Source organism: Streptomyces sp. NPDC001220 (genome assembly GCF_053597895.1).
Map to the genome: position 1 here is coordinate 9,922 of NZ_JBSFJE010000021.1, position 25,773 is coordinate 35,694.

Below are 25,773 nucleotides of genomic sequence, written 5' to 3' on the forward strand. Positions count from 1 at the left end.
CGCCCCGGCGAACCGTGATCGCCAGGACCTCCGCGCCGCCCCGGCGAACCGTGATCGCCAGGACCTCCGCGCCGCCCCGGCGAACCGTGATCGCCAGGACCTCCGCGCCGCCCCGGCGAACCGTGATCGCCGGGACCTCCGCGCCGCGCTCAGCCCCCGCTGTGCTCCTTCGGCCGGTGTTCGGCCGGCCCGCGCCGGACCGCGCCCGGTGCGTTCCAGTCCTGCCGCTTGCGGGCCCGGTTCCTGGCTGCCTCCGAGGACGCCAGCTGGTAGGGCACCGAGGTCACCATGACACCCGGTGTGAACAGCAGCCGGCCCTTGAGGCGCAGGGCGCTCTGGTTGTGCAGCAGATGCTCGTACCAGTGGCCGACCACGTACTCCGGGATGATCACGGAGACGGCGTCCCGCGGGGACTGGGCGCGCAGGCCCTTGACGTACTCGATGATCGGCCGGGTGATCTCGCGGTAGGGCGAGTCGAGGACCTTCAGCGGGACGTCTATCCCGCGCCGCTCCCACTCCTCGCGCAGCGCCTTCGTCTCGGCCGGGTCGACGTTGACGGTGAGCGCCTCCAGGGTGTCCGAGCGCATCAGCTTGGCGTAGGCGAGGGCGCGCAGGGTGGGGCGGTGGATCTTGGAGATCAGGACGACCGAGTGCACGCGGGACGGCCGTACCAGGTCGTCGTCCGGTTCCTCGGGGGCCGAGATCTCCTCGGAGACCCGGTCGTAGTGCTTACGGATCGCGGTCATCGTGGCGTAGAAGATGCACATGCCGAGCAGCGCCACCCAGGCGCCGTGGGTGAACTTCGTGACCAGCACGACGACCAGCACCAGGCCGGTGAAGAAGGCGCCGAAGGTGTTGATCGCGCGGGAGCGGATCATGTGGCTGCGCTTGGCCGGGTCCTTCTCGGTCGCCAGGTGGCGGTTCCAGTGCCGGACCATGCCGGTCTGGCTGAGCGTGAAGGACACGAACACGCCGACGATGTACAGCTGGATCAGGCGGGTCGAGTCGGCACCGTAGATCACCGTCAGCAGGGCGGCGGCGCCGGCGAGCAGCACGATGCCGTTGGAGAAGGCGAGGCGGTCGCCGCGGGTGTGCAGCTGGCGCGGCAGGTAGCGGTCCTGGGCGAGGATCGAGCCGAGGAGCGGGAAGCCGTTGTACGCCGTGTTCGCCGCCAGGAAGAGGACCAGGGCGGTGGCCGCGGCGAGCACGATGAACAGGAAGCTGCCCTTGCCGAAGACGGCCTCGGCGACCTGGGAGATCACCGGGTTCTGGACGTAGCCGGAGCCGATCGCGACGCCGTTGTGGATCAGGTCGGTGGCCGGGTTCTCGGCCATGCGGACCTTGGTGGCCATGGCGAGCGCGATGATGCCGCAGAACATGGTGACCGCCAGCAGCCCCATCGCGGCGAGCGTGGTCGCAGCGTTCTTCGACTTCGGCTTGCGGAAGGCCGGGACGCCGTTGGAGATCGCCTCGACACCGGTGAGCGCGGCACAGCCGGAGGAGAAGGCGCGCAGCAGGAGGAAGACGAGCGCGAAGCCCGCCAGGCCCTGGTGCTCGGCCTTGATGTGGTAGTCGGCGGTCGGTGCGCGCATGGTGTCGCCGAGGACCAGGCCCCGGAACGCACCCCACACGATCATGATGAAGACGCCGCCGACGAACACGTACGTCGGGATCGCGAAGAGCTTGCCGGACTCCTTCACCCCGCGCAGGTTCATCAGCGTCAGCAGCACGATCACGGTGACCGCGCAGAGCACCTTGTGCTCGACGACGAAGGGGATGGCCGAGCCGAGGTTCTCGATGCCGGAGGCGATGGAGACGGCGACGGTCAGGACGTAGTCGACGAGCAGCGCGCTGGCGACGGTGAGGCCGGCCTTGGGGCCGAGGTTGGTGGTGGCGACCTCGTAGTCGCCGCCGCCGCTCGGGTAGGCGTGCACGTTCTGCCGGTAGGAGGCGACCACCGTGAACATCAGCACGACGACCGCGACGGCGATCCACGGGCTGAAGTGGTACGCCGACACGCCCGCGATGGACAGGACCAGCAGGACCTCCCCCGGCGCGTAGGCGACGGAGGACAGCGGGTCGGAGGCGAAGACGGGGAGGGCGATGCGCTTCGGCAGGAGCGTTTCGCCCAGCCGGTCACTGCGCAGCGCCCGCCCGATCAGGATCCGTTTGGGCACGTCGGTCAGTTTGGACACGAGAGAGGATCGTAGGCCTTCCACCTGGCAGGTCTCCAGCCGCAGTACGGGATCTGCCTCCCGAGTGAAAAAGGTGATGGCTGGAACTGCGGATTCCGCAGCCTACGCCCGATCCGTGCCTAGATGGCAGACCCCGCCTGTCCTCGCACTTCGGAGGTCTCATGCCCGCGACCGCAGAACTGATCGGTGCCACGGTGACGCTCGTGGTCCTCGGAATCCTCACTGCCTGGAGCGTGCGCAGCATCACTCGCCGATGAGCACGACCGAGGGGTGCCCAGCTCGGACCGTGCGTGTGTAGCTTGGGCCTCGGTCTGAGACCCTGATGGGGCTGAGCAGTAACTTTTGGACACCGGAAGGACGGTCGTGCACATCGTCATCATGGGCTGCGGCAGAGTGGGTTCCGCTCTCGCCCAGACCCTGGAGCAACAGGGGCACACGGTCGCCGTGATCGACCAGGACCCCACCGCCTTCCGCAGGCTGGGACCGGGGTTCGGCGGCCGCCGGGTCACCGGGGTCGGCTTCGACCAGGACACCCTGCGCGAAGCGGGCATCGAGGAGGCGGGCGCCTTCGCCGCCGTCTCCAGCGGTGACAACTCGAACATCATCTCGGCCCGGGTGGCCCGCGAGATGTTCGGTGTCGAGAACGTCGCGGCCCGCATCTACGACCCGCGCCGTGCCGAGGTCTACCAGCGCCTCGGCATCCCGACCGTCGCCACGGTCCGCTGGACCGCCGACCAGATGCTGCGCCGGCTGCTGCCCTCGGGCGCGGAGCCGCTGTGGCGCGACCCCACCGGCGGGGTCCAGCTCGCCGAGGTGCACGCCTCCCCGAAGTGGGTCGGCCACAAGATCAGCACGCTGCAGGAGGAGACCGGCGTCCGGGTCGCGTTCCTCACCCGGCTCGGTGAGGCGATGCTGCCCACCTCGCAGACGGTGCTGCAGGAGGGCGACCTGGTCCATGTGATGATGCGCGCGGACGACGTCGACAAGGTCGAGGCCGCCTTCGCCGGGGGTCCGGAAGAGGAGAGCGGTCACTGATGAGGGTCGCCATTGCCGGAGCCGGCGCCGTCGGCCGCTCGATCGCGGGCGAGCTGCTGGAGAACGGCCACGAGGTCCTGCTGATCGACAAGGCCCCGACCGCCATCTCGGTGGAGCGGGTCCCGCAGGCGGAGTGGCTGCTCGCCGACGCCTGTGAGATCACCTCCCTGGACGAGGCGGCGCTGCAGCGCTGCAACGTCGTGATCGCCGCGACGGGCGACGACAAGGTGAACCTGGTCGTCTCGCTCCTCGCGAAGACGGAGTACGGCGTTCCGCGCGTCGTCGCCCGGGTCAACAACCCCAAGAACGAGTGGCTCTTCAACGAGTCCTGGGGCGTGGACGTGGCCGTCTCGACGCCCCGTCTGATGTCCGCCCTGGTCGAGGAGGCGGTGAGCGTCGGCGACCTGGTCCGGCTGCTCCGCTTCAGCCACGGCGACGCCAACCTGGTGGAGCTGACCCTGCCCGAGGAGTCGGCCCTGGCCGGCACCCAGGTCGGCGACGTCGAGTGGCCCGAGGACACCTCGCTGGTCACGATCATCCGCGGTACCCGGGTCCTCACCCCCTCCCGCGAGGACTCCCTGGAGGCCGGCGACGAACTCCTGTTCGTGGCGGCCCAGGCCCGCGAGGAGCAGCTGGAGGACCTGCTGTCGGTACGGCGGGAAGACGTCTGACGCAGCGCGCGAAGAAGGGCGCCCTCCGGTGCGGAGGGCGCCCTTCTGTCGTACGCGTGCGGCCGTCTACTTGCGGTGGCGTCCGGCGGAGGGCTCGCCGCTCTCCGCGGCCAGCGCGGCCTTGCGCTCCTCCTCGGCCTTCTCCTCCGCCTCCATCTCGGCGAAGACGTCGATCGGGGCCGGGGCCTTCGCCAGGAAGACCCAGGTGAGCCAGACCGCGAGCAGGAACGGCGGGATCTTCAGGGCGACCAGCACCCAGCCGAGCTGGGCCGTGTTGGCCCACCAGTACAGCGGGAAGAGGATCGCGCACTTGGCGAGCAGGATCAGGCCCCAGGCCCAGCTGGCCTTGGCGTACGCCTTCTTGCGGCCGGGGTTGCGGGTGCGCCAGGAGAGGTTCTCCTTGAAGACCGGGCCGAGAATCAGGCCGATCAGCGGCACCCCGCACAGCGTGGTGACGATGTAGGCCACCGCCAGGCCCAGCGTGTAGAGCATGCCGGGCAGGTAGAAGTCCTTGGCGTTGCCGGTCATCATCGCGAAGACGACACCGAAGGCGACGCCGAAGACCCCGCTGAAGGCGTGCTTGACGGTGTCCCTCATCGCCAGGCGGACCACGACCAGCACCACGGAGACCGCGAGGGCGGCGATCGCCGACCAGTGCAGGTCCTTGTTGATGGTGAAGATCGTGACGAACAGCAGGCCGGGCAGCACCGTCTCGACCATGCCGCGCACGCCGCCGAAGGCCTCGAACAGCGCGGCCTCGGTCACCGCCCGCGCATCGTCCTTGGCCTGAGTGTCTTCGGTCGGCTTGTCGAGCGACGTCACCGGCTACTCCCTACCGAGGGGTCTCAGTTCGTACTTGGGGTTGAAAAGCACCCGGCGGCCCCGGCTCAGCGAGATCCGGCCCGATGCGATCAGCCTGCGCCCCGGTTCTATGCCCACGATGGAGCGCCTGCCGAGCCACACCACGTCCAGCGCCGCGGAGCCGTCGAACAGCTCGGCCTCCAGGGCCGGGACTCCGGCGCGCGGCCGCAGGGTGACCGTGCGCAAGGTACCAGTAACGGTGACGATCTGCCGGTCCTGGCAGTCGCCGATCCGTATGCAGCCCGCCGTGTCGGCGTCCTCGCGCAGCTCCTCGGACTCCAGGTCCTCCTGCGACGAGGACAGCCGGCCCAGCATGCGCCGGAACCGGCCGGCCGGCTTTTCGGAACGAGGAACAGCACTCATGTCTGAAGCGTACCGGGGCTCACCGACACCGCCGTAGTCCAGCTCACGCCCCGGCCCGTTTCCCGAACCGAACGCCCGGTTCACTCCTCGAACATCCGGTTCACTTCTCGGCCTGACGCCCGGTTCACTTCTCGAACCGGTAGCCCATGCCCGGCTCCGTGATGAAGTGCTTGGGGTGCGAGGGGTCCGCCTCCAGCTTCCGGCGCAGCTGTGCCATGTACACGCGCAGGTAGTTGGTCTCCGTCCCGTACGACGGCCCCCACACCTCCTGCAACAGCTGCTTCTGGCTGACCAGCCGGCCGGTGTTGCGGACCAGCACCTCCAGCAGATGCCACTCGGTGGGGGTCAGCCGGACGTCCCGGCCGGCCCGGTTGACCTTCTTCGCGGCCAGGTCGACGGTGAACCCCTCGGTCTCCACCAGCACGTCGTCCTCGCCGGTCCCGGCGACCGGCTCGGCGCGGCGGACGGCGGCCCGCAGCCGGGCCAGCAGCTCGTCCATGCCGAAGGGCTTGGTGACGTAGTCGTCGGCGCCTGCGTCGAGCGCGTCGACCTTCTCGTCGGAGGAGTGACGGGCGGACAGCACCAGGATCGGCACCCGGGTCCAGCCGCGCAGCCCCCTGATCACCTCGACGCCGTCCATGTCGGGCAGGCCGAGGTCGAGGACGACCACGTCGGGGTGGCGGGAGGCGGCCAGTTCGAGGGCGGTACGGCCGTCGGGGGCCGCGTCGACCTCGTACTTGCGCGCCTTGAGGTTGATCACGAGGGCACGCACGATCTGCGGCTCGTCGTCGACCACGAGCACACGGGTCATGAGGCCTGCCTTTCCGGTTCTGCCACGGCCTGTGCTGCTGCTTCAGCCACGGGTTCTGCTACTGCGGTGACCGATCCTGCCGCGCGGAGGGTGAGGACCATGGTGAGGCCCCCACCGGGCGTGTCCTCGGCGTTGAGCGTGCCGCCCATCGCCTCGGTGAAGCCCCGGGCGACCGCGAGCCCCAGTCCGACCCCGGCGCCGCGCGGAGCGTCACCGTAGCGCTGGAAGGGCTCGAATATGCGCTCTTTGGCCTCGTCGGGCACGCCGGGCCCGCGGTCCACGACCCGCAGCTCCACGCGGTCCGCGATGGCGCTGGCGGACACGACGACCACAGGGCCGGTCCGGTCGGGCGGGCTGTACTTGACGGCGTTCTCGACCAGGTTGGCCACCGACCGCTCCAGGAGCCCTGCGTCGGCCTCCACCATGGGCAGGGTCTCGGGGACGTCCAGCTCGACGCTGCCCTCGTCCACCCCGACCAGCGCCATCGGGACCACCTCGTCGAGGTCGATCTCCCGGACGATCGGGGCGACGGTGCCGGTCTGCAGGCGGGACATGTCGAGCAGGTTGCCGACCAGGTGGTCGAGGCGGTCGGCGCCCTCCTCGATGCCCTGCAGCAGTTCGGCCCGGTCCTCCTCGGACCAGGCCACGTCGTCGGAGCGCAGCGACGACACCGCCGCCTTGATCCCGGCGAGCGGGGTGCGCAGATCATGGCTGACGGCGGCCAGCAGGGCCGTCCGGATCCGGTTGCCCTCGGCGAGCGCGCGGGCCTGATCGGCCTCCTCCTGGAGCCGCCTGCGGTCCAGTACGACGGCCGCCTGGGCGGCGAAGGCGGCGAGCACCCGGCGGTTCTCGGCGGGCAGTACCCGGCCGGTCAGCGCGAGGGCCATGTGGTCGCCTATGGGCACGTCGACGTCGGCGTCCTCGGGGCGCGCCAGGGCGGGTCCGACGCCGGCCCGGCCCGCGCAGCTCCACGGCTGGACGTCGCCCGCCCGCTCCAGGAGGGCGGCCGACTCCATGCCGAAGGTCTCCCGGACCCGCTCGAGCAGCTCCTCCAGGCTGGTCTCGCCGCGCAGCACGTTGCCGGCGAGGAAGGAGAGGATCTCCGACTCGGCGCGCAGCCGGGCGGCCTGGTGGGTGCGGCGGGCGGCGAGGTCCACGACCGAGGCGACGGACAGCGCGACCCCGAAGAAGATCACGATGGCCACGATGTTCTTCGGATCGGCGATGGTGAGCCGGTGCAGGGGCGGGGTGTAGAAGTAGTTCAGCAGCAGGGACCCGAAGGCCGCCGAGGCCAGCGCCGGGAAGAGCCCGCCGAGCAGCGCGGCCGCGACCGTGAGGGTCAGGAAGAGCAGCATGTCGTTGGCGAGGCCGAGGTCGACGGTGTTCAGCAGCACCGCCATGACGGCCGGGCCGACCAGGCCGACCAGCCAGCCCGCGATGATCCGGCCGCGCCCGAGCCGGGCGCCCCTCGCCACCGGCAGTCCGCGCCCCTTGGCCACCTCTTCGTGGGTGACGATGTGGACGTCCAGGTCGGGTCCCGACTCGCGGGCGACCGTGGCGCCGACGCCGGGCCCGAGCACGTACTGCCAGGCCTTGCGGCGGGAGGAGCCGAGCACGATCTGGGTGGCGTTGACCCCGCGTGCGAAGTCGAGCAGGGCGGCGGGGATGTCCTCGCCGACGACCTGGTGGAAGGTGCCGCCGAGGTCCTCGACCAGGGTGCGCTGGACGGCGAGTTCCTTCGGGGAGGCCGAGGTCAGGCCGTCGCTGCGGGATATGTAGACGGCGAGGACCTCGCCGCCGGCGCCCTTCTCGGCGAGCCGCGCGGCCCGCCGGATCAGCGTGCGCCCCTCGGGCCCGCCGGTCAGCCCGACGACGATCCGCTCCCGCGAGCCCCAGATCGCCGAGACCCGGTGCTCGCTGCGGTACTGCTTCAGGTACTCGTCGACCCGGTCGGCCACCCACAGCAGCGCCAGTTCGCGCAGGGCGGTGAGGTTGCCGGGCCGGAAGTAGTTCGACAGGGCCGCGTCGACCTTGTCCGGCTGGTAGATGTTGCCGTGCGCCATGCGCCGGCGCAGCGCCTGGGGCGACATGTCGACCAGCTCTATCTGGTCCGCGCGCCGTACCACCTCGTCGGGCACGGTCTCGCGCTGGCGCACCCCCGTGATGGACTCGACGACGTCGCCGAGGGACTCCAGGTGCTGGATGTTGACGGTGGAGACGACGTCGATCCCGGCGGCCAGCAGTTCCTCGACGTCCTGCCAGCGCTTGGCGTTGCGGGAGCCGGGGATGTTGGTGTGGGCGAGTTCGTCCACCAGGGCGACGGCGGGGGCGCGGTGCAGCACCGCGTCCACGTCCATCTCCGTGAAGGTGGCGTCCCGGTACTCCAGCTCCCTGCGCGGGACCTGCTCCAGGCCGTGCAGCATCACCTCGGTGCGCTGCCGGTCGTGGTGCTCGACGAAGGCGACCACGCAGTCGGTGCCGCGCTCCACGCGCCGGTGGGCCTCGGAGAGCATGGCGTAGGTCTTGCCCACGCCCGGTGCCGCACCGAGATAGATCCGAAGCTTGCCGCGTGCCATGGTCCCATTGTCTTCCGCTTACCGCCGCCTACGCAGCGTCGACCCTACGGCCAACAATCCGGACGAACGGGTCAGGCGGTTCGGGGGCGGGCATCTTTGACGCAACCCTGATGTGCCCCGCGGGCCTCTCCGAGGAGGTCACGGGGCACCGGCGACTCAGTTGGGGTTGTCGCCGTGGGTGAGGGTCTCCCAGGCGACGAAGAGGTTGTTGCTGCCCGCGGGACGGTTGTTCTGGGTGAGCGTCTGGGTGTTGGTCATGGCGATGCCCAGCCGGTTGTGGAGGGCGTTGTAGCCGACCTCGGTGACGGGCCCGAGGCCGAGGGTCAGGGAGCCGCCGCAGAGCCAGCTGGGGACGGCGGTGCCCAGCTGGTACTTGGACTGGAAGCCGAGCGCCTGCCGCAGCCGTTCGCCGACGTCCGTGCCGTAGAGGTCCTGGCCCTGGATCCGGCTGGTCTCGGCGATGTGCGAGATCGAGGAGATGCCGTAGCCGGTGTGCGTGAAGTCCCGGCAGGTCTCCTGGGTGAGTCCGGTGACGAAGGTGGACTGGCCCTGCCAGTAGGAGACGATCTTGGCGGTGGTGTCGAGGTTCTGGCTGGGCACGGTCTTCGGCACCGACCCGTCGGAGGCCAGGTACACGTAAGCGGCCGTGCGGGTGCGGAACTTGGCCATGGCCGTGTCGTACGACGCCTTGTCCTCGAGGAAGACGGCGATGCCGACGGCCGCCTCCATCATCGTCAGCTCCCAGTTGCCGTTGGAGTTGGAGCCCTTGATGACGGTCGGGAGGTAGACGTTGCGCAGCATGGTGGCGAAGCGGGCCTCGTTCGCCCAGGTTCCCGTGTACGTGTACCTGATGATCTCGGCGGCCTTGGGCCAGGAGGAGCCGGCCCAGCCGGTCTGCAGGGGCGCGTTGCTGTTGGTGTGACTGGTGATCGTGGCCGACCAGGCGTCCATGATCTGGATCGCCTTCTGCGCGTAGCGGGCGTCCTTGGTGATGTACCAGGCGAGGGCGTCGGTGTAGGCGGCGATCGCGTCCTCGCGCTCGTCGGTGCAGCCGTAGTTGGGGTTCGAGTACGACCCGCACTCGACCGTCGCCCGGGGCGCGGGCGTCCGGTTCAGGTCGGCGTACTTGCTCGCCATCATCTGGTCGTAGGCCGCCTTCCAGGGCTGGGCGCCGGCCAGTACCTCGGTGCGGGCGAAGTCCAGCTGGGCCTTGGAGACGGTGACTCCGGGGTGCACGAAGGTGCTGGGGGCCGAGCGGGCGACGGGGGCCGTGAAGACGCCCAGGAGCAGGGCTCCCACGGCCGCGAGCAGGGGGATGCGACGCACAGCGACTCCGTTCTCGTACGTTCTCATATGTGAACTTGGAGCGCCTCTGTGAACTTAGGCGTGCCGAGACCGTAGGTACGGACCAGACTTCCGTCAAGGTGTGAAGTAAGCCGGAGCCGTTCACACCGGAATCCCCGCGCATGTGAAAGGGCCGCACCCCGGTGCGGGGTACGGCCCTTGTCGCTGCCTGTCGTGCTACCGGACCTCGGTGATCTCCGGTCCGCGCTGGAGCTGGCCCATGCCGCCGGAGAAGCGCGACGACTCCTCCTGCTGGACACCCTCGGGGACCATCTGGGCGTCGTTCGGCAGCTTCAGGACGATCGGGTCACGGGGGGCCATCGGACCCTCGCCGCGGACCACGACGGTGTCCCGGAAGATCTGCTCCAGGAGCCCGGCGGCCTGCGGCTGCACCGCGCCCTGCCCGGAGATCACCCCGCGCAGGAACCAGCGCGGACCGTCCACACCGACGAACCGCACGACCTGGAAACCGCCCGTGCCGTCCGGCAGTTGGACCGGCACCTGGGCGCGCAGCTCCCAGCCCAGCGGACCCTCGACCTCGTCGACGATGCCGCCCTGCTGGGTGATGCCGGAGCCGATCTCCTCCCGCACCTCACCCCAGATGCCCTCGCGCTTGGGCGCGGCGAAGGCCTGCAACTGCACGGCGCTGTCCTTGAGCACCACGGTCGCCGCGACGATCGCGTCACCCGCGACCTCGACCCGCAGCTCCATGCCGTCGACGCCGGGCACGAACAGCCCGCCGAGGTCCACCCGGCCCTCGCCCGGCTCCCGCACCTCGGAGTCGTCCCACGGCCCGTCGGGCCGGGGCTCCGGTTCCAGGCGTACGCGCTCGCGTTCGCCCTCTTCCTCGTCCGCCTCGGTGCCGATGCTGTCGACGACCTGCTCGGCCTCGCCGGCCGCGTCCTCGGCGGCACCCTTCTTGTTGCGACGTCCGAACACGTCACTGTCCTTCCCGGTCGGATACGACCGAAGCGTATCGATTCCCACCCGTCCGGCCACCGTCGGCGGCCTGACCGCTTGTGCCGCTCCCGTCACCCACCGCGGCATGCCCGCCGGTGGACCCGAAGCCCCCCTCGGCCCGTGCCGAGCCGGGAAGTTCCGCCACCTCCTGGAAGCGGACCCTCTCGACCTGCTGGACGACCAGTTGGGCAATCCGGTCGAAGCGCTCGAACCGCACGGCCTCGCGCGGATCGAGATTCACCACGATCACCTTGATCTCCCCACGGTACCCGGCATCAATCGTCCCCGGGGCATTCACGAGGGCCACACCGCACCGGGCGGCGAGCCCCGAACGAGGGTGCACGAAGGCCGCGTACCCGTCCGGGAGGGCGATCGACACCCCTGTGGGCAGTACGGCCCGTTCGCCGGGCTTCAGCTCGCACGCCTCGGTGGTCCGCAGATCGGCTCCGGCGTCACCGGGGTGCTCGTACGCCGGAAGCGGTACGTCCGGATCGACGCGCCGGATGAGGACGTCGAGAGGGCTCACGCAGGATGCGGGGTTCACGGGTTCACCTCGAAGGCGCGGCTGCGCCGGATCTGGTCCGGGTCGTTCATGACGGCCTTGATCTCTTCCTTGCGGCCGTTGTCGACGAAGTGCTCGACCGGCACCTCCACGAAGAGGGCGTCGGCACGGACGGCGACGGGTCCGTCGGGTCCGTCCAGGCGCCCGGTGGCGGTCGAGTAGATCTTCCGGCCGGCCACCGCGGCGACCTCGGCCGCCAGGTACAGCGTGGTGCCCACCGGCACCGGCCGTACGAAGTCGGTCTCCAGCCGTCCGGTGACGGCGATCTTCCGCAGCAGCCAGTTCAGCGAACCGAGCGTCTCGTCGAGGGCGCTGGCGAGCACACCGCCGTGCGCGAGGCCCGGGGCGCCCTGGTGGGCGGCCCGCACGGTGAACTCGGCGGTGAGGGAGACCCCCTCGCCGGCCCGCACCTCCAGATGCAGCCCGTGCGACTGCTCGTGGCCGCACCCGAAACACTGTTCGTAGTGGGCGCCGATGAGCTCGCCGGGCGCGGGAGCGTCGGGATGCCGCACCGGTTTCCGGGCACTGGCGGGAGGCTGAAGAGCTGCGGAACTACCACTCACAGCCGCAGACCTTACCCGCGCGTCCGGTGAATCCGGACACCGTGCCAAGCTTGACGCCATGCAGCTCTCCGCCACCCCGTACGAAGAACGCCTCACGGCCCCCTGGTCGTGGTGGTTCCTCAGCTTCCTGATCGGCGTCTCGTGCGCCCTGGTCCTGCTTCCCTTCGGCACTCTGCCGACGCTGGGCGGCCTGGTGGGCGGCACGGCGGCGGCAGCGGTGGTGGCCAGTTCGTACGGCTCCCCGCGCATCCGCGTGGTGGGCGACTCGCTGATCGCGGGCGAGGCGAAGATCCCGGTGTCCGCCCTGGGCGCGTCAGAGGTCCTGGACCCGGAGGAGGCGCGCGCCTGGCGCACGTACAAGGCCGACGTCCGCGCCTTCCTCCTGCTGCGCGCCTACATCCCCAGGGCGCTGCGCGTGGAGGTCACGGACCCGGCGGACCCGACGCCGTACCTGTACCTGTCGACGCGGGAGCCGGAGGCCCTGGCGGCGGCGATCGAGGCGGCGAAGAAGGCCCAGTAGGTCTCGCCCGGTTCGCACCGCCGGCCGTCAGCCTCCGAAGTCCTCCGGCAGCTCGGCGATCGGCAGCGGCTCCGCCGGCTTCTCCAGCGGCGGCAGCTCCGGCAGTTCCGCCCACGGCACCTGGATCTTTCTCAGGTCCGTCCGGATCCGCGCCGCGAGCTTCTTGGTGTCCCGGCGGTTCATGACCGCGCCCACGGCGGCACCCACCATGAACGGCATCAGGTTGGGCAGGTCGCGCACCATCCGCTTCATGATCTGCTGGCGCAGCTCGCGCTTCATGTGCCCGCCGAGGGCGTTGTTGACCGTCGACGGCTTCATCACGTCGATCCCGCGCTCCCCCGACCAGGAGGACAGATACGCGGTGCTGCGGGCCTTCAGGTTCCCCGGCGGCCGTACGCCGTAGACCTCGTGGAGTTCGGCGATCAGCTTCAGCTCGATCGCCGCGACCCCGGTGATCTCCGCGGCGAGCTCGGTCGGCATCGCCGGCGGCACCGGCAGCATCGCCGCCGCGCCGACCCCGGCCCCGACGGCCGAGGTCGCGCCCGCCGCGCCCGCCACCAGTTTGTCGGCGAGCTGCTCGGGCCCGAGGTCCGGGAACTGCCGACGCAGGGTCTCGAGGTCGCGTACGGGGACACGAGGGGCGATCTCGATGATCCGGTCCGCGAGGTAGGCCAGCCCCGCTCTCGCCCGGCCACCGCCCTTGCGGGCGCCTTCCCGGGCCAGATGCACGGCCTTGTCACGGATGACCCCGGCCCGTCGCCGTGCGACGGGCGCGGGCTGGTCCGCCGGCGCCGGGAGGTCACCCCGGTCGGCCGCCGGTTCGAGCGAGGCTCCCGGATCGGATGAGCCTCGCCCGTCGTCGTCACGCGCGCGTGGGCCGTCGGACGGCCCCGAGTCCGCTCCCGGCAGGGGGAAGCGGCGCTTCCGGGGTGGGGTCGAGCCAGTCATGCCCGACCCCTCCTCAGTCGCAGTCGCGGCAGATCGGCTGACCGTTCTTCTCCCGGGCCAGCTGGCTGCGGTGGTGCACCAGGAAGCAGCTCATGCAGGTGAACTCGTCCTGCTGCTTGGGCAGCACCCGGACGGCCAGCTCCTCGTTCGAGAGGTCCGCGCCGGGCAGCTCCAGGCCTTCGGCGGCCTCGAACTCGTCTACGTCCACCGAGGACGTGGACTTGTCGTTCCTCCGAGCCTTCAGCTCTTCAAGGCTGTCCGAGTCGACGTCATCGTCGGTCTTGCGTGGAGTGTCGTAATCGGTTGCCATGTCGCTCTCCCCCTCTGGGTGTCTGCGGTGTCTCCAGCGCACGTAACGCGTGAGAGGCCGGACTTGTGCCCGACCTGAGGCGGAGATTTTGCCTCACATCAAGGTCTGTTACTCAATCGACACCCAACCGGATCCCTCGAGAGTGATCAGGTTGAATGGCGATGGGGACCGTACACGGTCCTCACGAGACACCTCAAAGGCGCCTCACCCTGTACTTCCCGTGATCAAGACCCGTGAAAACAGGGATTTTCCCGGCTTTATTCCCCCAGCCATGATCACGGAGAGTATATGGCCGGAAATCCGCCCTTGTGATCGATCACACATGGGGTACCACGCCACGCCGACAGAAAATTCCGCGCAAAGCGAACATCCTCCGCGTGTGTCGTGATCTTGTAACGGCATCAGACCGGCAAGGTGACCCTCATCACGAGACCACCGCCCTCGCGGGGTCGGGCCGCGATGTGGCCGCCGTGCGCCCGGGCCACGGACCGGACGATGGACAGGCCGAGCCCGACTCCCTTGTCGCTGCCCGTGCGCTCGGTACGGAGCCGCCGGAAGGGCTCGAACAGGTTGTCGATCTCATACGCGGGCACCACCGGACCGGTGTTCGAGACCGACAGTACCGCCTGGCCGTGCCGGATCTCGGTGTCGACCTCGACCCAGCCGTCCTCGGGCACGTTGTAGCGCACTGCGTTCTGCACCAGGTTCAGCGCGATCCGCTCCAGCAGCACGCCGTTGCCCTGTACGACCGCCGGCTTCCGTACGCCCCGGATGGTCACGCCCTTGGCCGCCGCCTCGGCGTGCACCTGGTCGACGGCCTGGGTGGCGACCTCGGCCAGGTCGACCGGTTTGCGCTCGACGATCTGGTTGTCGCTGCGGGCGAGCAGCAGCAGGCCCTCCACGAGCTGCTCGCTGCGTTCGTTGGTGGCCAGCAGGGTCTTGCCGAGCTGTTGCAGCTCCATCGGCGCGCCCGGGTCCGAGAGATGGACCTCCAGCAGCGTGCGGTTGATCGCCAGCGGCGTGCGCAGTTCGTGGGAGGCGTTGCCGACGAAGCGCTGCTGGGCGGTGAAGGCCCGCTGCAGCCGCTCCAGCATGTCGTCGAAGGTGTCCGCGAGCTCCTTGAGCTCGTCGTCCGGGCCGTCCAGCTCGATCCGGCGGGACAGGTCCGAGCCGGCCACCGCGCGGGCGGTGCGGGTGATCCGGCCGAGCGGCGACAGCACCCGGCCGGCCATCGCGTAGCCGAACGCGAAGGCGATCACGGCGAGGCCCAGCAGGGCCAGCAGCGAACGGCTCAGCAGGTCGTCCAGGGCCGCCTGGCGCTGTTGGTCCGTGCACTGGGCGATCGCGGAGTTGAAGTCCGAGATCGGAAGGCTGGGCGTACCGGTGATCGCCGTGCAGTTGTCGCTGGAGATCTTGATGTTCGTGCCACCGATGATCTTGAACAGCGGCTGGTTGCCGGTGCTGATCGCCTGCGCGGCGAGCAGGTAGATGATCGAGAGCAGCAGGATGCCGGCGATCAGGAACATGCCGCCGTACAGCAGGGTGAGCCGTATCCGGATGGTCGGGCGCAGCCAGGGGAAGACCGGCTGTGGTCCCCGGGGATCCCAGGTGGGCTTGGGGGGTGCCTGCGGGGGTGCGGGAGTGGTCGCCACGGCCATCAGATCCGGTAGCCCGAGCCGGGGACGGTGACGATCACGGCGGGCTCGCCCAGCTTGCGGCGCAGCGTCATCACGGTGACCCGTACGACGTTGGTGAAGGGGTCCGTGTTCTCGTCCCAGGCCTTCTCCAGGAGCTGCTCGGCGGAGACCACGGCGCCCTCGCTGCGCATCAGCACCTCCAGGACCGCGAACTCCTTGGGCGCGAGCTGGACCTCCTTGCCGTCGCGGAAGACCTCGCGGCGGTTCGGGTCGAGCTTGATGCCGGCGCGCTCCAGGACGGGCGGCAGCGGCACGCTGGTACGGCGGCCGAGGGCGCGCACGCGCGCGATGAGCTCGCTGAACGCGAAGGGCTTGGGAAGGTAGTCGTCGGCCCCGATCTCCAGGCCCTCCACGCGGTCGCTGACGTCGCCGGAGGCGGTGAGCATCAGCACGCGCGTGGGCATGCCGAGCTCGACGATCTTGCGGCAGACGTCGTCGCCGTGCACGAGGGGGAGGTCGCGGTCCAGGACGACCACGTCGTAGTCGTTGACGCCGATGCGCTCGAGGGCGGCCGCACCGTCGTACACGACGTCGACGGCCATGGCCTCCCGGCGCAGTCCGGTGGCCACCGCATCGGCGAGCAGTTGCTCGTCCTCGACGACGAGTACGCGCACGTCGCTTGTCCTTCCGCTGTCCACCCGCGTAGCGCGCACCGGCGCACGTGGGCAGGGGTCTCCATGGGGTGTGTGACCTCCATCCTGCCCTTTTCGGCCATAAGTCGGCAGTAAGACGAGTGCCGGGGCAGCAGGATCGGCGACGCCGGGCGGGAATGCGAGATTTTCTCTTCCGGTTGAGGTTTCCACGGAGGGGAGTGGGGGGAGGACGGCATGTACACCCCGCGATCACGCTCTGCATGTGCCGCAGCACCATGCGGTACGTACATCGCCGCTACAGCAGAGTGGACGATGGGGGTGTCCGGCACCGTCGCCGCCCAGCTGGGCAGCGCTGGGCACCCGCGAGAGACGTGATCGCCCCTTCAACGGCACACCCCCGTGCCACCGACCCACGACCCAGGACGAGGGGGCGCAGCATGGACGCATTCACCACAGGACTTCTGCAGCGCATAAAGGCGACCGAGTCCGACATCACCCGGGCTCGTGACGAGGGCGACGACTTCCTCGTCGAAGTGGAACAGGCCGAGCTCGACGACCTGCGCCGCCTCGCCGCCGAACACGGCGTGGAAGTCGGCATGACCAGCGTCTGACAGTCCCGCAGCAGCAGCTCACCGGCACAGGAGCAGGGCCCCGGCGAATCCAGCGCCGGGGCCCTGCTCATACCTCGCCCCTACCCACCGCTACAACGTTCGATTCATCGGCACCAGAAGAAACCGGGCCCCCTCCCCGACGTCCGGTCCTCAGTCGTGCCAGGCCCCGAAGTCCTCCAGCAGCTGCTGGAGCGGCTCGAAGACACCCGGGGTGCCGGCGACCGTCAGGTCCCGGGACGGGCGTTCTCCGGGGCGGCCACCGGTCAACGCGCCCGCCTCCCGCGCGATCAGGTCGCCCGCGCCCCAGTCCCACGCGTTCAGCCCGCGCTCGAAGTACCCGTCCAGCCGGCCGCAGGCCACGTCGCACAGGTCGATCGCCGCCGACCCGCTCCGCCGTACGTCACGGAGCAGCGGGATCAGCCGGGCGGCGACCTCGGCCTGGTGGGTGCGGACCTCCGTCACGTAGTTGAAGCCGGTCGACACCAGCGCCTGGTCAAGCGGCGGCGCCGGGCGGCAGCGCAGCTCCCGCTCGCCCTCCCACGCCCCGGTCGCCCAGGCCCCGCCGCCCCGTACCGCGTGGTACGTCTCACCGCGCATCGGCGCCGCCACGACACCGGCCACGGTCTCGCCGTCCTGCTCGGCGGCGATGGAGACCGCCCAGGTCGGCAGCCCGTACAGGTAGTTGACCGTGCCGTCGAGCGGGTCGATCACCCAGCGGATCCCGCTCGTGCCCCGCGTCGACGCGCCCTCCTCGCCGAGGAAGCCGTCGTCGGGGCGGTGTCCGGAGATCAGGTCGGTGATCAGCTTCTCGGCCGCGATGTCCATCTCGGTCACGACGTCGATCGGACTGGACTTGGTCCGGGCCACGGCGAGGTCGGCCGGACGGCCGTCCCGCAGCAGCTCGCCCGCGCGGGCGGCCGCATCCTTGGCGAGCTTGAGCAGGTCGGTGTGCAGGGCGTCGGTCACGGGGCTCCTCACGCGTACGGGCTGTCGGCGCCGGCCGCGGCCGGGCGAGGGGCGCGGGCGGGGCAGCAGCCGACCGGGCACAGGTTGTGGCTCGCGCCCAGCGCGCCCAGCGCGCACGGCGTGACCTCGCGCCCGCTCTCCACGCCCGCGCGCTCCAGGACCAGCTCACGGATCGCGGCGGCGAACCGCGGGTCGGAGCCGACGGTCGCGGACCGCCGTACCGGCAGGCCGAGCTCCTCGGCCTTGGCCGTGGCCTCCGTGTCGAGGTCGTAGAGGACCTCCATGTGGTCGGAGACGAAGCCGATGGGGGCCATGACGACGGCCGGGACCCCGGCGCCGTGCAGCGTCTCCAGGTGGTCGCAGATGTCGGGCTCCAGCCAGGGGATGTGCGGGGCGCCGGAGCGGGACTGGTAGACGAGCCGCCAGGGGTGGTCGACGCCGGTGCGCTCGCGGACCGCGTCGGCGATCAGCTGGGCCACGTCCAGGTGCTCCTCGACGTACGCCCCGCCCTCCCCGTGGGTCTCGACCGGCCCCGAGGTGTCGGCGCTCGCGGTCGGGATGGAGTGGGTGGTGAAGGCGATGTGGGCGCCCGCGCGGACGTCCTCGGGGAGGTCGGCGAGGGACCGCAGCACCCCGTCGGTCATCGGGTCGAGGAAGCCGGGGTGGTTGAAGTAGTGCCGCAACTTGTCGATCTTGGGCAGTTCGAGGCCCTCGGCCGCCAGCTCGGCCAGCGAGTCCGCGAGGTTCTCGCGGTACTGACGGCAGCCCGAGTAGGAGGCGTAGGCGCTGGTGGCGAGCACCAGGATGCGGCGGCGGCCGTCGGCGACCATCTCGCGCAGGGTGTCCGTCAGATACGGCGCCCAGTTGCGGTTGCCCCAGTAGACCGGCAGGTCCAGGCCGTGCCCGGCGAAGTCCTTGCGCAGGGCGTCCAGCAGGGCGCGGTTCTGGTCGTTGATCGGGCTGACCCCGCCGAACAGGAAGTAGTGCTGCCCGACTTCCTTGAGGCGTTCCTTCGGGATACCGCGCCCGCGCGTCACGTTCTCCAGGAACGGGACCACGTCGTCCGGGCCTTCCGGGCCGCCGAAGGAGAGCAGGAGCAGGGCGTCGTAGGGGGTGGCATCGAGCACGTCTGACATGTGCCGATCCTGCCACCCGGCGCTGACGCTCCGGAAACAGGAGCGTGAAGAGTCGGATTCGGGAGGTTTATCCCCAGTGCCGACAAGGTGCATTAGGGTCCCCTTACTCGTAAGCTGTACCAACCGCTGTCACGCCTTACCCAGCCGTCGGAGACCCCCGTGCCCAGCCCCTATCGCGCCCTGTTCGCCCTTCCCGGCACCAAGGGCTTCTCCGCCGCGGGCTTCGTCGGCCGGATGCCGCTGTCCATGATGGGCATCGGCGTGGTCACGATGATCTCCCAGCTCACCGGGCGGTACGGCCTCGCGGGCGCGCTCTCGGCCACCATCGCGCTCGCCGCCGCCGTGGTCGGCCCGCAGGTGTCCCGGCTGGTCGACCAGTACGGCCAGCGCCGTGTGCTGCGCCCCGCGACCCTGCTCGCGCTGGCGGCGGCGGCCGGACTGCTCTTCGCCGCGCGCTACGGATGGCCGGACTGGGTGCTGTTCGTCTGCGCCGCCGGAATCGGCGCGGTGCCGAGCCTGGGTGCGATGATCCGGGCCCGCTGGGCCGCCCTCTACCGGGGCACCCCGCAGCTGCACACCGCCTACTCGTTCGAGTCCGTCGTCGACGAGGTCTGCTTCATCTTCGGGCCGATCATCTCCATCGGCCTGTCCACGGTCTGGTTCCCGGAGGCGGGACCGCTGCTGGCCGCCTGCTTCCTGGCAGCCGGCGTCCTCTGGCTGACCGCCCAGCGCGCCACCGAGCCCGCACCGCACCCGCGCGAGCACCACACCCGCGGCTCGGCGCTGCGCGCGCCCGGCCTCCAGGTGCTGGTGGCGACCTTCGTGGCCACCGGAGCGATCTTCGGGGCGGTGGACGTGGTGACCGTCGCCTTCGCCGACGAGCGCGGCCACAAGGGCGCCGCGAGCGTGGTCCTGGCGCTGTACGCGGCGGGCTCCTGTCTGGCCGGGGTGGTCTTCGGACTGATGCGGTTCGCGGGGAAGCCGGAACGCAGGTGGCTGCTGGGCATATGTGCGATGGCCGTGAGTATGATCCCCCTCCTACTGGTCGGAAACCTGCCGCTTCTGGCCGTGGCGCTGTTCGTTGCGGGCCTGTCCATCGCACCGACGATGATCACGACGATGTCCCTCATCGAAAAGCACGTACCTCGCGCGAAGCTCACCGAGGGGATGACCTGGGTGAGCACCGGCCTCGCGGTCGGGGTGGCGCTCGGCTCCTCGGTCGCCGGCTGGGTGATCGACGCTGCCGGGGCCCGCGCCGGGTACGGGGTTCCGGCCGTGTCCGGGGCCGTCGCGGTCGCGGTCGGTTTCCTCGGGTACCGCCGGCTCAACAGGCCGGTCACGGGTCGGGGAGGCACCGTTGAGCAGTACAGCGAGCGGGAAGAGCGGCACGTGGCGTAACTGGGGAGGGACGGTCACCGTCAGTCCCGCGCGGGAAGTCACACCCGCCTCCGTGGACGAGCTGGCTGCGGCCGTACGACAGGCGGCGGAGGACGGCCTGAAGGTGAAGGCGGTCGGCAGCGGCCACTCCTTCACCTCGATCGCCGCGACCGACGGCGTCTCGATCCGCCCTCAACTGCTGACCGGGATCCGCAACATCGACCGCAAGGCCATGACCGTCACGGTCGAGGCCGGCACCCCGCTCAAGAGACTCAACATGGCCCTGGCCCGCGAGGGCCTGTCGCTGACCAACATGGGCGACATCATGGAGCAGACGGTCTCCGGAGCCACCAGCACCGGTACCCACGGCACGGGCCGCGAGTCCGCCTCGCTCGCCGCCCAGATCCGGGCACTCGAACTGGTCACCGCCGACGGATCGGTGCTCACCTGCTCCGAGAAGGGGACCGAAGAAGAACGCGCGATCTTCGCGGCCGCGCGGATCGGTCTCGGCGCGCTCGGGATCGTCACCGCGATCACGTTCGCCGTGGAGCCGCTCTTCCTGCTCTCCGCGCGGGAGGAGCCGATGCCCCTGGACCGGGTCCTCGCCGAGTTCGACCAGCACTGGACCGAGAACGAGCACTTCGAGTTCTACTGGTTCCCGCACACCGGCAACACCAACACCAAGCGCAACAACCGCAGCGCGGGCCCGCCGCAGCCGGTGGGGCAGCTGGCCGGCTGGTTCGAGGACGAGTTCCTCTCCAACGGCCTCTTCCACGGCGTGCAGTTGCTCGGCCGCGCGGTGCCCGCCGTCGTACCGACGGCCGCCCGGATCTCCAGCAGGGCGCTGTCCGCGCGGTCGTACACGGACATCCCCTACAAGGTCTTCACATCCCCGCGCCGGGTGCGCTTCGTGGAGATGGAGTACGCCGTGCCGCGCGAGGCCCTGGTGGACACGTTGCGGGAACTGAAGGCGATGGTCGACCGTTCCGGTCTCAGGATCAACTTCCCGGTCGAGGTCCGCACCGCCCCGGCCGACGACATCGCCCTGTCCACCGCCTCCGCCCGGGACAGCGCCTACGTCGCGGTGCACATGTTCCGGGGCACCCCGTACCAGGCGTACTTCACCGCCGCCGAGCGCATCTTCACCGCGCACGAGGGCCGTCCGCACTGGGGCAAGGTGCACACCAGGGACGCGGAGTACTTCGCCAAGGCCTACCCGCGGTTCGGCGAGTTCACCGCGCTGCGGGATCGTCTCGATCCGGACCGGCTGTTCCAGAACGACTACTTGCGGAGGGTGCTGGGCCCGTAGCCGAGGACCCGGCGGGCGAGGGGGCCGCACTCGGCTCCCCGCTCACGGACCCGCTCGGGGACGGTGCCGGCGTCGTGACGCCCTCGCTCGCCGGTGTCCGTGACGCGTCCGGGGACGACGACGGCGACGGGGCCGGTGAAGTGCCCCCACCCTCACCGGGGTTCGGGGCTGGGGAGCCCGAAGGGTCCGAGGGATCAGCGGGATCCGAGGGGTCCGACGACTTCGGGGACCCGGTGTCGCCGGTGACGGCGCCGCTGACCGTCGTACCGGAGCCGCCGCTGAAGCTGCCGCCGGAGACCAGTTCGTACGTCGTGATGCCGGCCATGGCCACCACGAACACCAGGGCCGCCGCGAACACCGGGCGGCGCCAGGTCCGCACCCGGGCGCGGTAGACGGTGCCCGTGGTGAACTCGCCGGGCTCCGGGGGCGCTTGCTCCCGGGGCCGGGGGGCCACCGTCGCGTCGCGCAGCTGTTCACCGGTGCGCTTGAAGAAGTGCTGGAACAGGGTGCCGCCGCAGGTGGCGATCACACTGACGACTCCGGCGCCGAGGATCGTGCCGTACACCCCTACATAGGACGCGAGTTTGGCGGCCACGACCGCGGCCACCGCACTGCCCGCGACCTGGGGCACGCTGAGGTCGACCCGCCTCGAACCTCCCTTCGTCTCCTCCCCCGCACTGGTCTGGTCACCGGAACCGGGCCTTTCACGCATTCCCGAACCTTGCCTGCCCTTCCCGTACTTGTTCGACCGACTGCATGAGAAAGGGACGTACGAACGAAACCATTAGTTCCGTTTCGGCGGATTGCGTGAAGTACGCCACGTTCAAGATCGCCCGAAGCGGGCAACCGACGGCCGGAGGCGGCTCGTTGCCAGAAGTTGGGCGGCGCGCCAATCCACGCACGTGGCCCGAATGGAGTACTGTTGCGAGCCCTGGGTCCGGTCTCCCGCCAGGGCGTCCGGGGCCTTGCAGGACCGCCGGGAGGGGGCTAGTTGCACAGGGTGACGGAGTTGGTCACTTAGCGTTGCGAATAGGTAACCGTGCCATAACGGCGTACCCGGGCCCGTGCCCGACACGCCGGGCAACTCGGCAAGGTTGTGGCAGGCTGCACCCGGGCAGGCCACACTCGACTAGCGGAAGCAGCGACGCACGTGACGTCGGCAGGCACCACCCGGGAGGTCCCCATGCCCGAACTGCGTGTCGTGGCCGTCTCCAATGACGGCACACGGCTGGTGCTCAAGGCTGCCGACTCTACGGAGTACACGCTTCCGATCGACGAACGGCTCCGTGCCGCCGTACGCGGCGACCGGCCCCGGCTCGGCCAGATCGAGATCGAGGTCGAGAGCCATCTCCGGCCCCGAGACATCCAGGCGCGGATACGGGCGGGTGCGACCGCGGAAGAGGTCGCCCAGCTCGCCGGGATCCCCGTCGACCGGGTGCGGCGCTTCGAGGGTCCGGTACTGGCCGAGCGCGCCTTCATGGCCGAGCGAGCCCGCAAGACGCCGGTCCGCCGGCCCGGCGAGAACTCCGGGCCGCTGCTCGGCGAGGCCGTCCAGGAGCGGCTGGTGCTGCGCGGTGCCGACAAGGACACGGTGCAGTGGGACTCCTGGCGGCGCGACGACGGCACCTGGGAAGTCCTCCTCGTCTACCGGGTCGCGAGCGAACCCCACTCGGCGAGCTGGACCTACGACCCGCCCCGGCGGCTGGTCCAGGCCGTCGACGACGAGGCGCGCTCGCTGATCGGCGAGTCCGACGACCTCGCCGTACCGGAGCCCAGCTTTCCGTTCGTGCCGCGGATCGCGCGGCTGCCGCGTGACCGCCCGTTGGACCGTTCCGGTGACCGGGACCGGCCGAGCCTGCCCGCGCAGTCGGCCGAACCGGTCGAGGAGACGGCCGGCGAGCGGGACTCGCTGACCAGTCTGCTGGAGGCGGTGCCGAGCTTCCGGGGCGACATGGTGGTCCCGGAGCGCCCGGCGGAGGTCGTCCCGGAGGAGCCCGCTCCGGAACCGGCGGCCGAGGAGCCCCCGGCCCCCGCGGCCTCGGCCGGCTCCGCCTACGCGGACGTCCTGATGCCCCGCTCCGTCGGCAGCCACCGCGACCGGCTGATCGGCGCCACCGACCGCCAGGCCGAGGCCGACGGTGTACGCCCCGGCCGCCGGGCCGCGGTGCCGAGCTGGGACGAGATCGTCTTCGGGACGCGGCGCAAGAAGCAGGAGTAGCAGGAGCAGCAGGAGCAGCAGGAGCAGCAGGACGCGTACGACCGTACGAGGAGGGGGCACGCGCGCGTGCCCCCTCTTCTCGTTGCCCTCCCGCTTCTGCCCTACTGCGGGTCGGGGCCGACCGCGACCGGACGGGACGGGTCCGCGGACCACTCCGACCACGAACCGACGTACAGCGCCGCCGGAACGCCCGCCACGGCCAGCGCCAGCACCTCGTGGGCGGCCGAGACGCCCGAGCCGCAGTAGACGCCCACCGGGGCCGCCGCGGAGGCGCCCAGGGCCTTGAAACGGTCACTCAGCTCCCCGGCGGGCAGGAACCGGCCGTCCGGGCCGACGTTCTCGGTGGTCGGCGCGGAGACGGCGCCCGGGATGTGGCCGCCGATCCGGTCGATCGGCTCCACCTCACCCCGGTACCGCTCCCCCGCACGGGCGTCGAGCAGCACACCCGAGCGGGCCAGCGCGGCCGCCTCGTCAGCGTCGAGCAACTCCAGCGCGCCGGGGGCAGGTTCGAAGTCACCCTCGGCCGGTTCGGCCGCGTCAGCCGAAAGAGGGCCTTCCCAGGACGGCAACCCGCCGTCCAGGACCCGCACATCCGGGTGACCCGTCCAGCGCAGCAGCCACCAGGCGCGCGCCGCCGCCCAGCCGTGGCCGCCGTCGTACACGACCACCGGGCGGCCCGCCGACACACCCGCACGGCGCATCGCCGCCCCGAAGACGGCCAGGTCGGGCAGGGGATGCCGGCCGCGCTCGCCGGGCGCGGCGGCCAGCTCGGTGTCGAGGTCCACGTACCGGGCGCCCGGCAGGTGCCCGGCGGCGTACTCGGCCCGGCCGTCGAAGGCCGCGCCGCCCTGCGTGGTCAGCTGCCAGCGCACGTCCAGCAGCACGGGCGGATTCGGCCCGGCCAGGTCGGCGGCGAGTTCGGTTGCGGTGATGATGGCTTCCATGGCCCCATCCTTACGCCAGGGGTGGCCGCATCGTCCAGGTACGACTACTCTGCTCGGCCGGACAGGCTCGATCACCGGGCGTACGGGATCGGGCACATGCTGTACAGCTGATGGACACCCGGCGGCAATCGCCCGGAAACGGACGAGAAACGGCAGATCAGGCATCCTCGCGGCGAAGGCCGCCGCCACCGCCTGGACGCGGGACGCCACGGAGGGTGCGAGCATCGGCACGGGGCGTGCCCGCGGCTGCGGCACAGCCGGTCCGGAGAGCGGAAGCGACACGGCCACCGCGAGGGGCCGAGGAGAGAGTGACGATGACCGAGGTACGGGGATCGGCCGGCCCGAACGGCGGTACACACGCTCGGCGCACGCCCGGCACCCCCTGCTGGGTGAGTCTGATGGTGCACGGCTTGACCGCGACCGAGGAGTTCTACGAGGCCCTGTTCGGCTGGGAGTTCCAGCCCGGGCCGCAGCAGCTCGGCCCCTACGTCCGGGCGCTGCTCGACGGGCAGGAGGTCGCGGGCATCGGGCAGCTGCCGCCGGACCGTCAGCTGCCGATCGCCTGGACGCCGTACTTCGCCTCGGAGGACGTGGACCTGACGGCCGAGACGGCCCGGCTGTGCGGCGGCACGGTGGGCGTCGGCCCGCTGGACGCCGCCGAGGCCGGGCGGATGGCCATCGGCTCCGACCCGTCGGGCGCGGTGTTCGGCATCTGGCAGGCCTCGGCCCACCTCGGCACGGCCGTCACCGGTGTCCCCGGCACGCCCGCCTGGAACGAGCTGCTCACCTTCGAGACCGCGAGCGTCGCCAAGTTCTACGAGGCGGTGTTCGGTTACGAGGAGGAGCCGGTGGTGTCCGCCGACTTCGACTACGTGACCCTGCACGTCGAGGGCCGCCCGGTGGCCGGCATCCACGGGGTCGGTCTCTCGCTGCCGCGGGACCGGGGGCCGCACTGGCTGACGTACTTCGAGGTGGCCGACGCGGACGCGACCCTGCGCGAGGTCGCCGAGCTGGGCGGGCAGGTGCTGCAGCCGGCCCGGGACAGCGCGCACGGCCGGGTCGCCACGGTGGCCGACCCGGAGGGCGCGGTCTTCTCCGTGATCGAGAGCCCGCGCTGAGTCAGTGGTGACGGGCAGGACGTCCGGGGAGCCAGGTCGTGACGGGCAGGACGTCCGAGGAGTCAGGTCGTGACGGGCAGGACGT

Annotated in this window: 25 protein-coding genes; 9 read left to right on the forward strand and 16 right to left on the reverse strand. The window is 70.8% G+C overall.

Annotated elements, in window-relative coordinates:
- Window positions 1-149 precede the first annotated feature (149 nt).
- Window positions 150-2,195, reverse strand: coding sequence for an APC family permease (locus ACWDGI_RS37500; protein WP_450766956.1), 2,046 nt, complete (start codon window positions 2,193-2,195; stop codon window positions 150-152).
- A 363-nt stretch (window positions 2,196-2,558) separates the two neighbouring features.
- Between ACWDGI_RS37500 and ACWDGI_RS37505 the strand changes: the two genes are divergently transcribed.
- On the forward strand, window positions 2,559-3,230 hold the full coding sequence (locus tag ACWDGI_RS37505; protein WP_450766958.1) for an NAD-binding protein: 672 nt from the start codon (window positions 2,559-2,561) through the stop codon (window positions 3,228-3,230).
- Window positions 3,230-3,901, forward strand: a complete 672-nt coding sequence (locus ACWDGI_RS37510; RefSeq protein WP_351325775.1) for a potassium channel family protein — start codon at window positions 3,230-3,232, stop codon at window positions 3,899-3,901. The genes ACWDGI_RS37505 and ACWDGI_RS37510 overlap by 1 nt, the downstream gene beginning before the upstream one ends.
- 66 nt (window positions 3,902-3,967) lie before the next feature.
- Here ACWDGI_RS37510 and ACWDGI_RS37515 read toward each other — a convergent pair whose 3' ends face one another.
- The 8 genes from ACWDGI_RS37515 to ACWDGI_RS37550 form a co-directional block, all read right to left on the reverse strand.
- On the reverse strand, window positions 3,968-4,723 hold the full coding sequence (locus ACWDGI_RS37515; protein WP_450766960.1) for a DUF3159 domain-containing protein: 756 nt from the start codon (window positions 4,721-4,723) through the stop codon (window positions 3,968-3,970).
- 3 nt (window positions 4,724-4,726) lie between these two features.
- Window positions 4,727-5,125, reverse strand: a complete 399-nt coding sequence (locus ACWDGI_RS37520; RefSeq protein WP_351325771.1) for an OB-fold nucleic acid binding domain-containing protein — start codon at window positions 5,123-5,125, stop codon at window positions 4,727-4,729.
- A gap of 124 nt (window positions 5,126-5,249) precedes the next feature.
- Window positions 5,250-5,936, reverse strand: a complete 687-nt coding sequence (locus ACWDGI_RS37525) for a response regulator (protein WP_450766962.1) — start codon at window positions 5,934-5,936, stop codon at window positions 5,250-5,252.
- The gene (locus ACWDGI_RS37530; protein WP_450766964.1) at window positions 5,933-8,512 is read right to left on the reverse strand and encodes an ATP-binding protein; all 2,580 of its coding nucleotides are present in this window, start codon (window positions 8,510-8,512) and stop codon (window positions 5,933-5,935) included. Before ACWDGI_RS37530 ends, ACWDGI_RS37525 begins: the two co-directional genes overlap by 4 nt.
- A gap of 156 nt (window positions 8,513-8,668) precedes the next feature.
- Window positions 8,669-9,865, reverse strand: a complete 1,197-nt coding sequence (locus tag ACWDGI_RS37535) for an alginate lyase family protein (protein ID WP_450766966.1) — start codon at window positions 9,863-9,865, stop codon at window positions 8,669-8,671.
- 168 nt (window positions 9,866-10,033) lie between these two features.
- Complete coding sequence (locus ACWDGI_RS37540) at window positions 10,034-10,795, reverse strand: DUF3710 domain-containing protein (RefSeq protein WP_360488774.1); 762 nt, start codon at window positions 10,793-10,795, stop codon at window positions 10,034-10,036.
- Between the two features lies 1 nt (window position 10,796).
- Window positions 10,797-11,360 (reverse strand): dUTP diphosphatase, encoded by a 564-nt coding sequence (gene dut / locus ACWDGI_RS37545; RefSeq protein ID WP_450766968.1) that lies wholly within the window; start codon window positions 11,358-11,360, stop codon window positions 10,797-10,799.
- Complete coding sequence (locus ACWDGI_RS37550; protein WP_450766970.1) at window positions 11,357-11,941, reverse strand: PaaI family thioesterase; 585 nt, start codon at window positions 11,939-11,941, stop codon at window positions 11,357-11,359. Before ACWDGI_RS37550 ends, dut begins: the two co-directional genes overlap by 4 nt.
- Window positions 11,942-11,999: 58 nt before the next feature.
- On the opposite strand from ACWDGI_RS37550, the gene ACWDGI_RS37555 reads away from it, so the two are divergent.
- Window positions 12,000-12,461 (forward strand): DUF3093 domain-containing protein, encoded by a 462-nt coding sequence (locus ACWDGI_RS37555; protein WP_450766972.1) that lies wholly within the window; start codon window positions 12,000-12,002, stop codon window positions 12,459-12,461.
- 27 nt (window positions 12,462-12,488) lie between these two features.
- Here the strand turns inward: ACWDGI_RS37555 and ACWDGI_RS37560 are convergent, their stop codons facing one another.
- The 4 genes from ACWDGI_RS37560 to ACWDGI_RS37575 all read right to left on the reverse strand — a co-directional run bounded on the left by ACWDGI_RS37560 (window position 12,489) and on the right by ACWDGI_RS37575 (window position 16,030).
- Window positions 12,489-13,409: a hypothetical protein gene (locus ACWDGI_RS37560; protein WP_450766974.1), complete on the reverse strand. Its 921-nt coding sequence runs from the start codon at window positions 13,407-13,409 to the stop codon at window positions 12,489-12,491.
- Between the two features lie 13 nt (window positions 13,410-13,422).
- Window positions 13,423-13,719 carry a DUF4193 domain-containing protein gene (locus ACWDGI_RS37565; RefSeq protein ID WP_003997302.1) on the reverse strand — a complete coding sequence of 99 codons (297 nt, stop codon included), beginning with the start codon at window positions 13,717-13,719 and terminating at the stop codon, window positions 13,423-13,425.
- A gap of 401 nt (window positions 13,720-14,120) precedes the next feature.
- On the reverse strand, window positions 14,121-15,371 hold the full coding sequence (locus ACWDGI_RS37570; RefSeq protein ID WP_450766976.1) for a sensor histidine kinase: 1,251 nt from the start codon (window positions 15,369-15,371) through the stop codon (window positions 14,121-14,123).
- A gap of 5 nt (window positions 15,372-15,376) precedes the next feature.
- Window positions 15,377-16,030 (reverse strand): response regulator transcription factor, encoded by a 654-nt coding sequence (locus ACWDGI_RS37575; RefSeq protein WP_196943825.1) that lies wholly within the window; start codon window positions 16,028-16,030, stop codon window positions 15,377-15,379.
- A 416-nt stretch (window positions 16,031-16,446) separates the two neighbouring features.
- On the opposite strand from ACWDGI_RS37575, the gene ACWDGI_RS37580 reads away from it, so the two are divergent.
- Window positions 16,447-16,620, forward strand: coding sequence for a hypothetical protein (locus ACWDGI_RS37580; RefSeq protein ID WP_351709989.1), 174 nt, complete (start codon window positions 16,447-16,449; stop codon window positions 16,618-16,620).
- A gap of 150 nt (window positions 16,621-16,770) precedes the next feature.
- On the opposite strand, the gene ACWDGI_RS37585 is transcribed toward ACWDGI_RS37580, so the two are convergent.
- Window positions 16,771-17,586 carry an inositol monophosphatase family protein gene (locus ACWDGI_RS37585; RefSeq protein ID WP_450766978.1) on the reverse strand — a complete coding sequence of 272 codons (816 nt, stop codon included), beginning with the start codon at window positions 17,584-17,586 and terminating at the stop codon, window positions 16,771-16,773.
- A gap of 8 nt (window positions 17,587-17,594) precedes the next feature.
- Complete coding sequence (locus ACWDGI_RS37590; protein ID WP_450766980.1) at window positions 17,595-18,722, reverse strand: ferrochelatase; 1,128 nt, start codon at window positions 18,720-18,722, stop codon at window positions 17,595-17,597.
- Window positions 18,723-18,881: 159 nt separating this feature from the next.
- Between ACWDGI_RS37590 and ACWDGI_RS37595 the strand changes: the two genes are divergently transcribed.
- The 4 genes from ACWDGI_RS37595 to sepH all read left to right on the forward strand — a co-directional run bounded on the left by ACWDGI_RS37595 (window position 18,882) and on the right by sepH (window position 23,626).
- A complete protein-coding gene (locus tag ACWDGI_RS37595; protein WP_450766982.1) occupies window positions 18,882-20,120 on the forward strand; it encodes an MFS transporter in 1,239 nt (412 codons plus the stop codon).
- The gene (locus ACWDGI_RS37600) at window positions 20,080-21,408 is read left to right on the forward strand and encodes a D-arabinono-1,4-lactone oxidase (RefSeq protein ID WP_450766984.1); all 1,329 of its coding nucleotides are present in this window, start codon (window positions 20,080-20,082) and stop codon (window positions 21,406-21,408) included. Before ACWDGI_RS37595 ends, ACWDGI_RS37600 begins: the two co-directional genes overlap by 41 nt.
- A gap of 74 nt (window positions 21,409-21,482) precedes the next feature.
- Entirely contained in the window at window positions 21,483-21,800 is a 318-nt protein-coding gene (locus tag ACWDGI_RS37605) for a hypothetical protein (RefSeq protein WP_450766986.1), read from the forward strand.
- Between the two features lie 791 nt (window positions 21,801-22,591).
- Window positions 22,592-23,626: a septation protein SepH gene (gene sepH, locus ACWDGI_RS37610; RefSeq protein WP_450766988.1), complete on the forward strand. Its 1,035-nt coding sequence runs from the start codon at window positions 22,592-22,594 to the stop codon at window positions 23,624-23,626.
- Window positions 23,627-23,727: 101 nt separating this feature from the next.
- Here sepH and ACWDGI_RS37615 read toward each other — a convergent pair whose 3' ends face one another.
- Window positions 23,728-24,570, reverse strand: a complete 843-nt coding sequence (locus tag ACWDGI_RS37615) for a sulfurtransferase (protein ID WP_450766990.1) — start codon at window positions 24,568-24,570, stop codon at window positions 23,728-23,730.
- Window positions 24,571-24,884: 314 nt separating this feature from the next.
- Between ACWDGI_RS37615 and ACWDGI_RS37620 the strand changes: the two genes are divergently transcribed.
- Window positions 24,885-25,688: a VOC family protein gene (locus ACWDGI_RS37620; RefSeq protein ID WP_450766992.1), complete on the forward strand. Its 804-nt coding sequence runs from the start codon at window positions 24,885-24,887 to the stop codon at window positions 25,686-25,688.
- Window positions 25,689-25,773 lie beyond the last annotated feature (85 nt).

Coding starts and splice junctions, on each gene's coding strand:
- ACWDGI_RS37510 (WP_351325775.1), top strand. CDS start 3,230: ATGAGGGTCGCCATTGCCGGAGCCGGCGCCGTCGGCCGCTCGATCGCG.
- ACWDGI_RS37520 (WP_351325771.1), bottom strand. CDS start 5,125: ATGAGTGCTGTTCCTCGTTCCGAAAAGCCGGCCGGCCGGTTCCGGCGC.
- ACWDGI_RS37525 (WP_450766962.1), bottom strand. CDS start 5,936: ATGACCCGTGTGCTCGTGGTCGACGACGAGCCGCAGATCGTGCGTGCC.
- ACWDGI_RS37530 (WP_450766964.1), bottom strand. CDS start 8,512: ATGGCACGCGGCAAGCTTCGGATCTATCTCGGTGCGGCACCGGGCGTG.
- ACWDGI_RS37535 (WP_450766966.1), bottom strand. CDS start 9,865: ATGAGAACGTACGAGAACGGAGTCGCTGTGCGTCGCATCCCCCTGCTC.
- ACWDGI_RS37555 (WP_450766972.1), top strand. CDS start 12,000: ATGCAGCTCTCCGCCACCCCGTACGAAGAACGCCTCACGGCCCCCTGG.
- ACWDGI_RS37560 (WP_450766974.1), bottom strand. CDS start 13,409: ATGACTGGCTCGACCCCACCCCGGAAGCGCCGCTTCCCCCTGCCGGGA.
- ACWDGI_RS37565 (WP_003997302.1), bottom strand. CDS start 13,719: ATGGCAACCGATTACGACACTCCACGCAAGACCGACGATGACGTCGAC.
- ACWDGI_RS37580 (WP_351709989.1), top strand. CDS start 16,447: ATGGACGCATTCACCACAGGACTTCTGCAGCGCATAAAGGCGACCGAG.
- ACWDGI_RS37590 (WP_450766980.1), bottom strand. CDS start 18,722: ATGTCAGACGTGCTCGATGCCACCCCCTACGACGCCCTGCTCCTGCTC.
- sepH (WP_450766988.1), top strand. CDS start 22,592: ATGCCCGAACTGCGTGTCGTGGCCGTCTCCAATGACGGCACACGGCTG.
- ACWDGI_RS37615 (WP_450766990.1), bottom strand. CDS start 24,570: ATGGAAGCCATCATCACCGCAACCGAACTCGCCGCCGACCTGGCCGGG.
- ACWDGI_RS37620 (WP_450766992.1), top strand. CDS start 24,885: ATGACCGAGGTACGGGGATCGGCCGGCCCGAACGGCGGTACACACGCT.